We start from the raw sequence: 12,236 nt of genomic DNA, 5'->3' as shown, positions 1-12,236 counted from the left end.
AACGCCTACTGGTCGCCGGCGACCGTCGCCACGAACTCGCCCAGCAGGCTCGACAGCATCGTCGCGAACGCCGTGTCGCGGCTCCAGAACGCCGTCTCAGAGCCGTCGTCGGCACCCACGGAGACGAGCACGGCGTCGTCGTCCGCCATCACGACGCGCTCGGTCCCCATCTCCGGCATCAGCTCGTGGCCGACCGCGACTGCTCGCGCACCGATTTCGCGGGCCACGTCTAGCACGTCGTCTGCTTCACTGATAACCGTCACAGCCACGCCCGCTTCGACGGCGTCCGCGAGCGCCTCGCGGACGCTCGGACCGAGCCGCTGCACGTGTTCGGTGCCGTACACCACGCGGTTCTCGGCCGACGCGACGAGCCGGGTCGCGCGGGCGGCGACGTTCGCCGACCCTCGGACGGTCCAGATGGCCTCGCTCTCCTCCTCGTCGGTGCCGTACTCCGACCGCACGGATTCGAGGTAGTCGAACGCCGCGTCGCTCTCCGACCGGAGCTGCCGGTAGAGGCGCTCGCGGGCCTCCTCGATGCCGACCGGCCGGTACCGCGTCGGGTTCGACTGCTCGACGTCGACGAGCCCGCGGCCCTCCAGGTCCTCGGCCGCACCGTACACCTGCGAGCGCGGCACCTCGGCGATTTCGGCGACCTCGCTGGCGGTGCCGGCTCCGAGCTTCTGGAGCGCCACGAACGTCCGGGCCTCGTAGGTCGTCAGCCCGAGGGATTTGAGCGCGTCGACAGCGTCCCCCTCGTTCATTCTCCCTCCGGGCGGTCGCGCGCCCACTCCCGCACGACCCGGTCGTACTGGTCGGCGGAGAGTTCGCCCTCGCGGAACGCCTCGCTGGCCGCCGCGAGGTCGTCGTCGGTGACCTCGGCCTGCGCGAACACGCGCTCGAAGATGTCCGAAACGACCGTCGCCTCGGTGTCTCCGGCCACGTCGCGTTCGCTGTCGCCGAGCGCCTCGCCGACGAACGAGACGGCCGTCCCGTCCACCGCGTCCCCGTCGACCACGACGTCGTAGGTCGCGGTCGCCGCAGTCGCGTCGTCGAGACGCCACGCCACGTGGACGCCGTCGTCGGTGACGACCGCGTTCACGGGTTCGGGGTCGGCCTCGACGGCCGTGACGGTGCCGCCCCGGACGGACTCCGAGAGCGCCACGCGGCCGTCGCCGGTCAGCCGCACCGTCGCGGTGAGGCTGCCCGCCGGCTGCACGAGGTCACGGGACAGCGTCCGCGTCGGCGCGTCCGCCGCAGCGGCCGGTGCCGCCTGCTGCGTCGCGCCCGCGCCGTTCGCCGCGACCGCCGCGCCGGACTCCTCGCTGTCGTCGTCGGTGTCGTCGGCGAAGTCGTCGGCCGTCCAGTCGGGGCCGAGGTACTTCGTCCACACCACGAGCAGGCTGGGGAGTACGAGCACGCTGGCGAGGAACGCGTAGATGATGGTGAGTCCGGTGATGATGCCGAACTGCTGGAGCGGCGGCAAAATGGCGAACGCCAGCACGCCGAAGCCGCCGACCGTCGTCGCCGCCGACCCCAGCAGCGCACCGCCGGTGCCCGTGACGGCAGTCTGCATCGCGTCCCAGACGGAGTCTGCGCTCTCTAGCTCCTGCATGTACCGTTCGCTGAGGTGGATGCTGTACGCCACCCCGAGCCCGACAGTCAGGCTCGTGATCATCCCCGTCAGGACGTTGAACGGGATGTCGGTCAGGTACATCGTCCCGAGAATCCACGCGACGCTCAGGACGACGGGCAGCAGCGTCACCGCACCGAGCGTCGCGCTGCCGTCGGTGAACCGGTAGGTCAACATCAGGAACGCGAAGACGGCGACGAGCGTGATGAGCAGGCTCTCGACGACCGTGTCCAGCAGCTGGTCCTGCACAATCTTGTTCAGGATGGCGCTGCCGGTGGCGGTCGCCGTGATACCGTCACCTTCGGCAGTCTCAGCCACGTCTCGCATCTGCTCGGTGATGTCGTCGCTGGACGAGCCACCCTGGATGGAGACGACCATCCGCAGCGCCTCGGCGTTCCCGTCGTCGTCCTGTGCGATGTACGAGGACGCCTGGTCGGGTGCCGCGTCGAAGAACGCGTCGTACACGCCCGTGACGTTCTGGTCGGGCACGCCGTTACCGTCAGTGTCCGCTGCCTCGAACGTCTCGGCGAACGAGTCGTTGGCTGCTGCGGTCGACCGCATCGCCGACAGCACGCCCTCGATACCGGGTTCGCCGTTCGTGAGTTCCGTCGTGACGTTCTTGTTGCTGGCTGCGTCGCGGGCGTCCTGCACGCGTTCGAGCGCAGTGTCGCGTTGCACGCCGTCGCCCTCGAGCAGAATCTGGGCCTGTAAGTCCTCGCGAACGAACCGGTCGTTCACGTACTCGAGGTTCTCTTTCGCGGTGTACTCGCTCGGTGCGAACGGCTCGGGGAGGTTCTGCTGCCACTCCGCCGGTTCGTCCGCCAGGAAGTCCTCCTGGTCGAAGGACGTGTCCACTTGCGTCCCGCCGTACGCGCCGGCTGCCGTCACCAGCAGCGCGAGCACGATGACGACGGCGGGTGCCTTCTGTGCAGCCGTCGCGCCGAACGAGAGCGCGTCACTGAACCGGCCGCCGCCGGTGCCGAACGCGCGTTTCTTGCGGTCCCAGCCCCGGCCTTCGAGGTAGTCGTCGAGCTCGACTTTCAGCGCGGGAATCAGGACGCCGAAGACGAGCAGCGCTGCCGTGATGCCGACCGCACTCACGATACCGAACTCCTGGATGGGCGGCACCGGGCTCGTGAGGTTCGACAGGAACCCGATGACGGTGGTGGCAGTCACCAGAACGAGAGCGACGCCGACACCGCTGAGTGCCACTTTCATCGACCCACGAACGGAGGCCGGCGCGTCGTCGTCGTGGCGCTCCTCGCGGTGCCGCATGAAGATGTGGATGGCGTAGTCGATGGACAGCCCGATCAACAACACGGGCACCGCGATGAAGATCTGGTTGAAGTCGATGTCCGTCCAGCCCATGAAGCCGAACGCCCACGCGAGGACGGCAGCGATGCCGAACAGCCCGAGGACGATGTCGAGCGCGTCGCGGTAGGCGACGGTGAGCGCGAGCAGGACGAACACGACGGCCAGCGGCCCGACGATGAGCAGGCTGTCGGCCATCGAGTTGTTGATCTCGTCCGTGATGATGCCGCCGCCGAAGATGAGGTACTCGAGGTCGCGGTCCTCGGCGAGGTCCTGCATCGCGAGCTGGGCGTCGACGACATCGTCGTCGGTCACCTGCCCGCCGCCGGGAACGGCGTCGGCGTTCTGCTGGACGATGAACATCGTCGCGTTCGCGGAAGTGTCACCGGGTTCGAAGCTATCGGACGGCATCAGCTCGAACGGGGACGGGCCGGTCCCGCTGCTGGCAGCGTCCGCGCTGAGTACCCGCGCAACGACGTCCTCGACCTCGCTGTCGTTCATCTCCTCCAGTTGCGCGCGCTGCTCCGCGAGCGACGCGTTCCGCGCGTCCTGCAGTTCGGCGCGCTCGGCTTCGAGGTCGTCCGCCAGCGACTGGAGGTCGCTCCCGCGCTGTTCGAGCGCCTGGAACTCCTCGCGCAGCACGCCGACCGTACCGGCCTCGTAGGCCTGCTGGGCCTCTTCTTCGCTGGTGGCTGCCCGGAGCGCCTCGGCGGCCCCGGCGAACGTCTGTGCGTCCTCGTCGTCGAGTTCGACCGAGGAGTTCGCGGCCACCGACTCGAAGGCGGCTTGCGGGTCCGCGCTGGGGTTCTGCCTGAGGACTGTGAGCTCGCCGCGGAGCGCCTCGGCGGTCTCGTTCAGCGCCGTCCGGCGCTCCTCGATGGCGGCCCGTTCGGCCTCGATTTCGCTGGCGAGCGACCGCACGTCCTCGCCTTCTTCCATCTGGATGGCGGCGATGCCGACGATGTTCGCCACACCGGTAATCGCGTCGTCGCCGGACAGCGTGGGTCCGACTGTCTCGTTGTCGTGTAGCGCCTGTTCGTAGGCGAGTGTCTCTATCAGCGAGGACCGCGAGAGGACATCATCGCCTTGGACGATGACCTGGGCAGTCGTCGTGTTCTCCTCGCCGGTCTCGAAGTGCTCGTCGATGTAGTCGAGCTTCTGGGACTCGTCGCTCTCGGACTGGAACTGGTCGAGCGACGAGGACTGGTCGACCATCGGCGCGCCGGCGCTGACGGCGAGTGTCAGCACCAGCATGATTGCGATGGCGGCTCTGCTGTGGTCGGTTACGAAGTCGGCGATTCGTTCGATGGTCTTCACCGGGACCACCCCGGAAGGTTTGTTGGTAGTATCATACTGACAGCGATGTTCTCAGAACCTACTCACAGCTTCGCATACATAAGCACACCGGAAGAAGCAGCCATCGCGACGCCGGGGGGAAGAGTGACTGAGACCACGATTAACGGCCGCTAGAGCTGCGTGTACCCAGAGAATAGACCGGAGTGCAGTGCCCCGCTTAGGCTTGGGTCGACCGACCGCCGCGGTACCGATAGTCACCGAATCGGAGAACCGGCAGCATCACGAGCGGCAGCAGGAGGGACGCGATGCCGAACAGGACGCTCCGGCCGAACAGTCCCGCGAAGTCAGGGAAATCGCCGCCAGCGCCTTCCAGTAGCCGGCGACGGTCGCGAGCGTCAGTGTCGGCCTGAGCAGCCCGCTCATAACTCCGAATCTACCCACGGCACCACCGAGGCCCAAGAGCCGAGCAGTGCGGCGTCGAGCAGCGTAAGCGACGTGGCCGAGTCAGGTCAGACAGAACGACTGCGGCTCACGGTCACTCCAGACTCTCGGCGTACTCGTAGTCCGCCGGGTACGCCGTGGGCTCCGCGTCGTCGACGGCGATTCGCCAGCCGTCGAGCGCCCCGGGGTCGTCGAGTGCCGCACGGAGCCGACGGCGCACATCGTCGACGTCGACGCCGTAGTAGTCACCGGGAACGCCGTCGAGGTACTGGAGCGCCGTTCTGAACAGGCTCCGCATCCCGTCGTCGTTCTCGAAGTCGTAGTGCTTGTACGCGCCGGCGGCCACCTGCACCATCCCGTGGAGGAACGCGGACTCCGTGGTGCCTGACCCGTAGTTGTACCACTCGTCCTCGAAGCAGTCGTGGGACTCGTGGAAGTCGCCGCTGTTGTAGAGGCGCACGCCGTGCTCGACCGCCCGCCGCAGCGTCGCGTGCTCCCACACCCGGCGGTCGGCCCGCCACCCGGTCGGGTCACCGAGCGGGGGCGCGACGCCCGGGTCGCGGGTGTGGTCGTCCATACGCCGGCTACAGCGTCCGACCACCTAATCCCGTCGACGGCTACCGCGAGCCCGGCAATTGGCGAGCCAACGACAATCCATTTCAACGACGCGCGGCTATGATGGCCACATGCGTGTCGAGCAGTTGGGCGACGGCGAGCCGTCGGTCGCGGTCGTCGTGGGCGTCCACGGCGACGAACCCTGTGGCGTCCGCGCCGTCGAGCGACTGCTGGACGACGACCCCGCGGTCCTGTCGCCCGTGAAACTCGTCGTGGCGAACGAGCGCGCGCTCGACGCCGGCGTCCGGTACGTGGACGCCGACCTGAACCGGTCGTTCACGGACGACGTGCCCGAGGACGCCCACGAGCGACGGCTCGCGGAGCGACTCGCCGACGAGATACGCGGCTGCACGGTGCTGTCCGTCCACTCCACGCAGTCCCACGCCGACCCGTTCGCCATCTCCAGCGGGGTCGACGCGCCGGTGCCGTCGGTCGTCCCGGCGCTCTCGGTGGCGGCGCTCGTCGACACCGGGGACTTCGGCGACGGGCGCATCTTCGCCGCGGACGCCGACATCCTCGAAGTCGAGGCCGGCCTGCAGGGCAGCGAGCCGGCCGCGGAGAACGCCTACACCCTCGTCCGGGAGTTCCTCACGGCGACCGAGGTGCTCCCCGGTGACCCGGCCCGCCGCGAGGTCCCGGTCTTCGAGATGGGCGAGTCCATCCCGAAGCCGTCGGGCGACGAGTACGAGGTGTTCGTCGAGAACTTCCAGGAGGTCGCGGCCGGCGAGGCGTACGCCGCCGCCGACGGCGAGCCGCTGGTCGCAGACGAGCCGTTCTGGCCCGTGTTGCTGTCGCCGTACGGCTACAAGAACCAGTTCGGCTACCGGGGGGAGCCGGCGGGCGTGCTTCAGTCCTCGGACGGCGCGAACTCCACGAGCGTCAGCTCCCTGTCGAGCGCGCAGTAGTCGTGGGGCGGGTCCCCGAGAATCTCCCCGATCTGGTACTCCTCGTCGAAGTCCGCGCCGGCCGGCTCGCAGTACTCGTGACTCGGGCACTCCGTGTGCGGGCACGGCCCCGCGAGCTTCCCCTTGCTCCCGGCGTACGCGCCCTTCGATGGGACGTTCGCGGTGACGGACGCCGGCTCGACGTCGACCGCGACCACGCCCTCGTCGTGGACGCCGCAGTCCAGCACCTGACCGCCCTCCCGGACATCTGTCACCTCGTAGCGGACGCCCTCGGTGAGATTCAGGCACTGCTTGCGGTACGGGCAGCCCTCACAGGCGTCGGCCTCGCCGCGGTAGACGAACTCGGTGCCCGGGTCGGCGAGCCGCGCCCCGAGCAGCGTGATTGGCATGTGCGTCGGTTGGCCGGCCGCCGGGTTAAGCCTCCCGCCCCGTGCGGTCGTCCAGTTCGTCGAGGTAGTCCTCGCGGGGAATCTGGTAGGCCCCGCGGTAGTCCACGTCGCCTGCGGCGAACCGTTCGGCGAGGTCGACCGCGCCGGCGACCGCGGCCGTCCGCGAGTCGAAGCGCGCGTCGGCGTCCCGCACCCGGACCTCGGGTTCGAGGGTGAGCGACACCCACCAGCCGTCGGGGTTCGAGCCCGCGCGGCGCTTCTGCTGGGTCGGCGGCCGCTGTGCGACCTGAATCGTGGGGAGGCACGGCGACGGGTACTCGTGGCTGTCGAAGACGTCCGGCCGGTAGACGAGAATGTCGCCGCCGTCCGCGTCTTCGGTCCACACCTGCCAGCCCTCGGGGAGGTCGCCGTACCCGCTCATGGTCGATGCGTGGTCGGGACCGACCTAAGGAGTGCCGGTCCGCGAGTGAAAGTGAAACAGTGAGTTGTCGAGCCGCGGTCGGAAGATAGGACGCACGTAACGCGCCAATTCTGCAAATAACGGAATCGAACACCGGCGTTTCACTTTCACTCCGCAGGGGGTGTGCTCCCGACACCGAGTCCTCGTCACACCTCGAACTCCTGGGTTCGACCGCCCCGAACGGACCAGACCGTGACCACGACGACCGCGAGGTAGAACACGCCGACTGCTCCCGCGACGAGTTCACCGGGCAAGAACAGAATCGCCGCCGACTGCCGCCACGGTTCGTCGGCGGTGTACACCGTGACGCGGGCGACCCACGCGACGACGAGCACGGACAGGAGTGCGAAGTACGAGCGCCGGAGCCGGTGGTTCACGGCGTGTCGGTAGGACATGTGGAACGAGGGATTCCGAAGCTCGTCGGCGAGGTGCGCCGTCCAGTCGTCCGACGCGCCCGCCGACTCGAACAGCTCGGCCAGCAGGCCCGTCTGCACGGTCCGAACGCGGTCGCGCCACACGTCGTACTCCCGGTAGCGGTTCGCCTCCATGAGGAGGAACGCGGTGACCGCGAGCACGCCGATGAGGACCACGTAGTGCGGTCGGCTCTCGCTGGAGAACGACCACGTGAGCACCGCCGCCACGACGACGACCGCCCAGTTCGTCGTCTGGTCGAGCCTGGACCGCCAGGTGGTCGCGCGGTCGACCTCGCCACGGTAGAAGCCCGTCGTGGCCCTGGTGAACGCCGAGCGGTCGCCGGACACCCGGTCCGCGATGGTCTCCCCGTCCCCGTCTCCCGCTGACTCGTGGTCGTCGCCGGTCATCACGGTGTCGGGGTTGCGCCGAGCCCACAAAATTAGGAACCGGATACCGGGCGGTCGCCGACCGAGCGAGTAGTCCTAGCTGTCTGCGAGCGACCCAACGGCCTCGACGCCGTCCTCGTCGTCGGCGAGCCACTCGTCCGCCCAGGACTCGATGGCGTCGAAGACGGGGAACAGCGACTCGCCTTTCGCGGTCAGCGAGTAGTACGTCGCGACGGGGGACTCCTCCTCCAGCCGGCGGTTCACGAACCCGAGTTCCTGGAGGTCGTCGAGCACCCGGGAGAGCGTCCGCGAACTGGCGTCCGTCGAGCGCTTGAGTTCGTTGAAGCGCTTCTCACCCTCCTGGAGGTCGTGGAGCACGATGAGCCGCCACTGGCTGCCGATCTGTTCGAGCGAGTCGATGACGTGGCAGGCCTCCTCGCTGTACCGGTCGTCCCCGTCGGCACCGTCGTTCATGGTCTCGCTTCGGCATCCAGTGACATAGTGGTTCCGGCACGCACCTGGTGTCGCCCCGATACCAGCATCGGCCGGGGTGACGTGGACGCCACCCGGTGGCCCGGTGGTTAGCCGAGACGTTTACGTCGGCGGGCCGTACCGGACTGCATGTCAGCCGACGCCGACCCTCACGCGGGACAGCCGGTCGAACACCGCGGCGCGGCCCTGGAAGACGCCGAGCGCGCAGTCGTCCTCCTGCACGGCCGTGGTGCTCGCGCGCTCGGAATGTTGCAGTTCGCAGACGACCTCCCGAGCGAGGACACCGCCTTCCTCGCGCCGCAGGCCACGCGCGCCACCTGGTACCCGAACTCCTTCCTCGAACCGACGACGGAGAACGACCCGCACTTCTCGTCGGGGCTCGCGCTCGTCGGCGACGTCCTCGACGACGTCACCGACCACGTCCCCCGCGAGCGCGTGCTCCTGCTCGGGTTCTCGCAGGGCGCGTGTCTCGGCAGCGAGTTCGTCGCCCGCAACCCCGGACGGTACGGCGGCTTCGTCGCGTTCTCCGGCGGACTCCACGGCCCCGAGGGCACCAGCTGGGAGTACGACGGCGACCTCGACGGCACACCGGTCTTCCTCGGGTGCAGCGACCGCGACCCCCACATCCCCGAACAGCGCGTCCACGACACCCGCGACGTCTTCGAATCGATGGGCGCGGACGTGACGGAGCGCATCTACGAGGGCATGGGCCACGGCGTCAACGACGACGAACTGGAGTTCGCGGCCGAGATGGTCGCCGACCTCTAGGTTTACCCGGAGTCGCCACCTAGGTCTGGTATGGCCGAGACGCCCGACACCGAGGAAATCGACTGGCGAGAGACGCTCTCCGACGAACAGTACCGCGTGCTGCGCGAGCAGGGCACCGAACGCCCGTACTCCGGCGACCACGTCGACCGCGACGAGGACGGCACGTACTCGTGTGCGGGGTGTGGCGCGGAACTGTTCTCCGGGGAGACGAAGTTCGACGCGCACTGCGGCTGGCCGAGCTTCTGGGACGCCGCCGACGCGGACGCCGTGGAGCGACGCCCCGACCACAGCCAGGGGATGGAGCGCACGGAAGTCGTCTGCGCCGAGTGCGGCGGCCACCTCGGGCACGTCTTCCAGGACGGTCCGGAACCGACGGGCGAGCGCTTCTGCATCAACTCCGTCGCGCTCGACTTCGAGCCCGACGAGGAGTAGGGCTACCGGTCGCTCTGGACGTTCGTCGACCCGCAGCCCGGGCACTGCGTCATGTCGCCGAGCTTCGGGTCGGTCGCCGTCTCCCAGTCGTCTCGCGAGGCTGTGCGTCCACACTCGTGGCACCGCAGCTGGGTTGCAGCGGACATACGAGTCGCTACCGCACGGACCACCAAAATAGTTCCCGGCGACCCGCGACCGGTCCGAACGAGAACACCCCCTCACACGTGCGACACTTCGGACTCAAAGTACGGATGGCCGTCGTCGGGACAGTGCTGGCTGGGTTCTATCTCGTCGCCGTGGCAGCAGCCATGGCTGCCTTCGGTCGCGGCGTGCTCCCCATCGCCGTTCTGGGCAGCGTGGTGCTCGTCGTCGCCCAGTACAAGGTCGGGAAGTGGTCCGCGTTACGCAGCGTCGGCGCTGAGGACCTCCCCGAAACGCAGTACAGGGAACTCCACCAGTTCGTCGAACGCGTGTGTCGGCAGAAAGACCTGGAGATGTCGACCCACTGAACCACTTCAGATGAGTCCGGGACTTCCAGAACTGCTCGTCCAGTTGCGACGAGCGGTGTCAGAGTGACAGCAGGTACGTCACCCAGAGCGCGACCGAGAACGCGCCGACGCCGCCGATGAGGAGGCTGTACACCCGAGACACCTCCCCGTGCACTCTGTACGCGCTGTACATGCCGACCACTCCGGCGAGCGGAATCAGGAGCAGCGAGACGACGTCGCTGACTACACCGAGTCCGAGGTATCGTCGTGTCGTCGTGGAGTCCATACCCGTATTAACTGAACGTTCGGTAATCAATGGGCGCTTCGGTTCTGCTCGACAGGACTATCGGTCAGACGAAACACGCCGACCCGCTCCGTGAAATCCGTCGCCTCACGGCTCGCCGCCCCTCCCCCGATTACTTGTAGACGTGCTCGGAGATGTACGTGTGAATCTGCTCTCGCGTCAACTCGGTCACTGCCTCGTCACCGAGCGGTACGTCACGCTCCAGCGCACCGTACACGAGCGTGTACAGGAACTGACTCGTCTCCGCGGGGTCCACGTCCTGGAACTCCCCGGCCTCGATGCCAGCCTCGATGGTGTCGCGTAACTCCTGCAGAATCAGCTCGTCGGAGTGAACGAACCGGTCGTGGTACGCCTCGTGGTACGGTGCCTGGGAGCGCATTTCGAGGAGTGCCCGGCGGAACTGGAACTCGTCGGCCTCACCGACTTCGGGGAGCGCCTGGTCGACGACTGACGTGAGTCGTTGTCGGTGGTCGGTCGGCAGATTCTGTTCGAGTTCGGTCTCGAACTGGTCGAGCAGATAGGTGAGAAAGTGCGCGAGCAGGTCCTCTTTGTCGTCGTAGTGGTGGTAGAGCAGGGCCTTGCTCTTCTCGAACTCGTCGGCGATCTTGGAGATACTCGTGGCGGGGTAGCCGTGTTCGCATAACGCTCGGTAGGTCGCCTGCATGATGAGGTCCTCTGTGTCGAGGTCCTCGCCCTCCGCGTCGGCTTCACTCATGCCAGACGGTACGCCGAGTAGCGTGTAAAAGGTTGCCCGGTCGCGCCTGACAGAGATTCGACCGACACGATTAAGGTAACTGTACGTTTATTCAGCAACGCTGGGGTCGCCGACGTCGCACCGCTCCTGCGTGCGACCACTGGCTGGCCTACCCCAGCCCCGTCGTCCCCGCTCGAACCAACCCACCTACTACTCTCGCCACGGTCCACCCCATACGAGCGGGGACGGACGGTTCGTTACAGCACCGCGCGACCCAGATGCATCTCGAACCAGCTCGACAGGAGCACGATGAAGGTCACCGCGAATCCGGTCCCACTGCTCCAGATTGCCGTCTCCTCCGGCACCGCGGGCGCGACTGGGCCGCCAAGCACACTCAGCAGAATCGTGTCGCCGTCCGCCGAGAGGACGCGACCGGCCTGACTCCGTGAGGAGTCCACCTCGCTGGGGAACGCGAGCGTGTCGACAGCGGTGTCTGCGAACCGCGACCGCACTGCTTCGTCCCGGCTCATGACGGTCACCGCGATGCCGTCGTCGGCTCGGCCGACCAGCGTCTCGGCGGTCCGCTCGTCGAACAGCGCGCCGCCACAGCCGTAGACGACGCGCTCGGTCGCGTCGGCGGCCAGCTGCTCGACCCGCGTGTCGATGTGGTCCGACCCGCGGACGGTCCAGATGTCTTCTTGCTGTTCCGCACTGTGTGGCTGCTGCTGGACCGACTCCAGGTAGTCGAAGGCGTTGCGCTGGTGCGTCTCGTACTGCTCGCGGAGCGTCTGCTGTGCCTCCTCTAGTCCGACCGGACGGTACCGAATCGGGTTCGACTGCTGCACTTCGACGAGGCCGCGTTCTTCGAGCGACTCCGCGGTGCCGTACACCTGCGACCGGGGAACGTCGGTCGCCTGACCGATTTCGCTCGCTGACGCGACACCCAACTGCTGGAGCGCGATGAACACCTGGGCCTCGTACTGGGTGAGGCCGAGTTCCCCCATCGCGTCTATCGCGTCAGTTTCGTCCATCGGTCAGTCCTCCGGTGTGGGCGTCGCTGCGTCGACGTTCGTCGTGGACTCGTCGACGCTCGGACCGAGGTACCTCGTCCAGATGACGAGCAGGCTGGGGAGTACGAGCACGCTGGCGAGGAACGCGTAGATGATGGTGAGTCCGGTGATGATGCCGAACTGCTGGAGCGGCGGCAAAAT

At 67.7% G+C, this 12,236-nt stretch carries 15 protein-coding genes; 4 read left to right on the top strand and 11 right to left on the bottom strand.

Annotated features, from left to right (window positions below):
* Positions 1 to 5 precede the first annotated feature (5 nt).
* The 3 genes from BMW35_RS00070 to BMW35_RS00060 form a co-directional block, all read right to left on the bottom strand.
* Complete coding sequence (locus tag BMW35_RS00070) at positions 6 to 761, bottom strand: TrmB family transcriptional regulator (protein WP_089667115.1); 756 nt, start codon at positions 759 to 761, stop codon at positions 6 to 8.
* Positions 758 to 4,258 carry an efflux RND transporter permease subunit gene (locus BMW35_RS00065; protein WP_089670304.1) on the bottom strand — a complete coding sequence of 1,167 codons (3,501 nt, stop codon included), beginning with the start codon at positions 4,256 to 4,258 and terminating at the stop codon, positions 758 to 760. Before BMW35_RS00065 ends, BMW35_RS00070 begins: the two co-directional genes overlap by 4 nt.
* A 514-nt stretch (positions 4,259 to 4,772) precedes the next feature.
* Positions 4,773 to 5,255, bottom strand: coding sequence for a DUF309 domain-containing protein (locus BMW35_RS00060; protein WP_089667114.1), 483 nt, complete (start codon positions 5,253 to 5,255; stop codon positions 4,773 to 4,775).
* A 109-nt stretch (positions 5,256 to 5,364) separates the two neighbouring features.
* Between BMW35_RS00060 and BMW35_RS00055 the strand changes: the two genes are divergently transcribed.
* A complete protein-coding gene (locus BMW35_RS00055) occupies positions 5,365 to 6,198 on the top strand; it encodes a M14 family metallopeptidase (RefSeq protein WP_089667113.1) in 834 nt (277 codons plus the stop codon).
* Here the strand turns inward: BMW35_RS00055 and BMW35_RS00050 are convergent.
* From BMW35_RS00050 to BMW35_RS00035, 4 genes are all read right to left on the bottom strand, one after another.
* Positions 6,141 to 6,587 carry a UPF0179 family protein gene (locus tag BMW35_RS00050; protein ID WP_089667112.1) on the bottom strand — a complete coding sequence of 149 codons (447 nt, stop codon included), beginning with the start codon at positions 6,585 to 6,587 and terminating at the stop codon, positions 6,141 to 6,143. The two genes, BMW35_RS00055 and BMW35_RS00050, sit on opposite strands and share 58 nt — an antisense overlap.
* A 25-nt stretch (positions 6,588 to 6,612) precedes the next feature.
* Entirely contained in the window at positions 6,613 to 7,008 is a 396-nt protein-coding gene (locus tag BMW35_RS00045) for a DUF5820 family protein (protein WP_089667111.1), read from the bottom strand.
* A gap of 185 nt (positions 7,009 to 7,193) precedes the next feature.
* On the bottom strand, positions 7,194 to 7,868 hold the full coding sequence (locus tag BMW35_RS00040) for a DUF2270 domain-containing protein (protein WP_089667110.1): 675 nt from the start codon (positions 7,866 to 7,868) through the stop codon (positions 7,194 to 7,196).
* A gap of 75 nt (positions 7,869 to 7,943) precedes the next feature.
* A complete protein-coding gene (locus BMW35_RS00035; protein WP_089667109.1) occupies positions 7,944 to 8,321 on the bottom strand; it encodes a winged helix-turn-helix transcriptional regulator in 378 nt (125 codons plus the stop codon).
* Between the two features lie 147 nt (positions 8,322 to 8,468).
* Between BMW35_RS00035 and BMW35_RS00030 the strand changes: the two genes are divergently transcribed.
* Together BMW35_RS00030 and msrB are read left to right on the top strand one after the other, a co-directional pair.
* Complete coding sequence (locus tag BMW35_RS00030) at positions 8,469 to 9,107, top strand: alpha/beta hydrolase (RefSeq protein WP_089667108.1); 639 nt, start codon at positions 8,469 to 8,471, stop codon at positions 9,105 to 9,107.
* A gap of 30 nt (positions 9,108 to 9,137) precedes the next feature.
* Complete coding sequence (gene msrB / locus BMW35_RS00025; RefSeq protein WP_089667107.1) at positions 9,138 to 9,539, top strand: peptide-methionine (R)-S-oxide reductase MsrB; 402 nt, start codon at positions 9,138 to 9,140, stop codon at positions 9,537 to 9,539.
* A gap of 2 nt (positions 9,540 to 9,541) precedes the next feature.
* Here msrB and BMW35_RS15425 read toward each other — a convergent pair whose 3' ends face one another.
* Complete coding sequence (locus tag BMW35_RS15425; protein WP_177170741.1) at positions 9,542 to 9,685, bottom strand: hypothetical protein; 144 nt, start codon at positions 9,683 to 9,685, stop codon at positions 9,542 to 9,544.
* A 105-nt stretch (positions 9,686 to 9,790) separates the two neighbouring features.
* On the opposite strand from BMW35_RS15425, the gene BMW35_RS00020 reads away from it, so the two are divergent.
* Positions 9,791 to 10,048 carry a M48 family metallopeptidase gene (locus BMW35_RS00020; protein WP_218138575.1) on the top strand — a complete coding sequence of 86 codons (258 nt, stop codon included), beginning with the start codon at positions 9,791 to 9,793 and terminating at the stop codon, positions 10,046 to 10,048.
* Positions 10,049 to 10,106: 58 nt separating this feature from the next.
* Here the strand turns inward: BMW35_RS00020 and BMW35_RS00015 are convergent, their stop codons facing one another.
* From BMW35_RS00015 to BMW35_RS00005, 3 genes are all read right to left on the bottom strand, one after another.
* Positions 10,107 to 10,313, bottom strand: coding sequence for a hypothetical protein (locus BMW35_RS00015; RefSeq protein ID WP_089667106.1), 207 nt, complete (start codon positions 10,311 to 10,313; stop codon positions 10,107 to 10,109).
* A 130-nt stretch (positions 10,314 to 10,443) separates the two neighbouring features.
* The gene (locus tag BMW35_RS00010) at positions 10,444 to 11,046 is read right to left on the bottom strand and encodes a TetR/AcrR family transcriptional regulator (RefSeq protein ID WP_089667105.1); all 603 of its coding nucleotides are present in this window, start codon (positions 11,044 to 11,046) and stop codon (positions 10,444 to 10,446) included.
* Between the two features lie 236 nt (positions 11,047 to 11,282).
* The gene (locus BMW35_RS00005; RefSeq protein WP_089667104.1) at positions 11,283 to 12,056 is read right to left on the bottom strand and encodes a TrmB family transcriptional regulator; all 774 of its coding nucleotides are present in this window, start codon (positions 12,054 to 12,056) and stop codon (positions 11,283 to 11,285) included.
* Between the last annotated feature and the right edge of the window lie 180 nt (positions 12,057 to 12,236).

The sequence above is a fragment of the Halobacterium jilantaiense genome (assembly GCF_900110535.1).
GTDB classification, from domain to species: Archaea; Halobacteriota; Halobacteria; order Halobacteriales; family Halobacteriaceae; genus Halobacterium; species Halobacterium jilantaiense.
Note: the sequence above shows the minus strand (reverse complement) of the source record. Positions and strands in the feature narration are given on the sequence as shown.

Bases quoted from the DNA above. Each gene is read 5' to 3' on its own strand.
- BMW35_RS00070 (WP_089667115.1), bottom strand. From the start codon at position 761: ATGAACGAGGGGGACGCTGTCGACGCGCTCAAATCCCTCGGGCTGACG.
- BMW35_RS00060 (WP_089667114.1), bottom strand. From the start codon at position 5,255: ATGGACGACCACACCCGCGACCCGGGCGTCGCGCCCCCGCTCGGTGAC.
- BMW35_RS00055 (WP_089667113.1), top strand. From the start codon at position 5,365: ATGCGTGTCGAGCAGTTGGGCGACGGCGAGCCGTCGGTCGCGGTCGTC.
- BMW35_RS00050 (WP_089667112.1), bottom strand. From the start codon at position 6,587: ATGCCAATCACGCTGCTCGGGGCGCGGCTCGCCGACCCGGGCACCGAG.
- BMW35_RS00045 (WP_089667111.1), bottom strand. From the start codon at position 7,008: ATGAGCGGGTACGGCGACCTCCCCGAGGGCTGGCAGGTGTGGACCGAA.
- BMW35_RS00040 (WP_089667110.1), bottom strand. From the start codon at position 7,868: ATGACCGGCGACGACCACGAGTCAGCGGGAGACGGGGACGGGGAGACC.
- BMW35_RS00035 (WP_089667109.1), bottom strand. From the start codon at position 8,321: ATGAACGACGGTGCCGACGGGGACGACCGGTACAGCGAGGAGGCCTGC.
- BMW35_RS00030 (WP_089667108.1), top strand. From the start codon at position 8,469: ATGTCAGCCGACGCCGACCCTCACGCGGGACAGCCGGTCGAACACCGC.
- msrB (WP_089667107.1), top strand. From the start codon at position 9,138: ATGGCCGAGACGCCCGACACCGAGGAAATCGACTGGCGAGAGACGCTC.
- BMW35_RS15425 (WP_177170741.1), bottom strand. From the start codon at position 9,685: ATGTCCGCTGCAACCCAGCTGCGGTGCCACGAGTGTGGACGCACAGCC.
- BMW35_RS00020 (WP_218138575.1), top strand. From the start codon at position 9,791: ATGGCCGTCGTCGGGACAGTGCTGGCTGGGTTCTATCTCGTCGCCGTG.
- BMW35_RS00015 (WP_089667106.1), bottom strand. From the start codon at position 10,313: ATGGACTCCACGACGACACGACGATACCTCGGACTCGGTGTAGTCAGC.
- BMW35_RS00010 (WP_089667105.1), bottom strand. From the start codon at position 11,046: ATGAGTGAAGCCGACGCGGAGGGCGAGGACCTCGACACAGAGGACCTC.
- BMW35_RS00005 (WP_089667104.1), bottom strand. From the start codon at position 12,056: ATGGACGAAACTGACGCGATAGACGCGATGGGGGAACTCGGCCTCACC.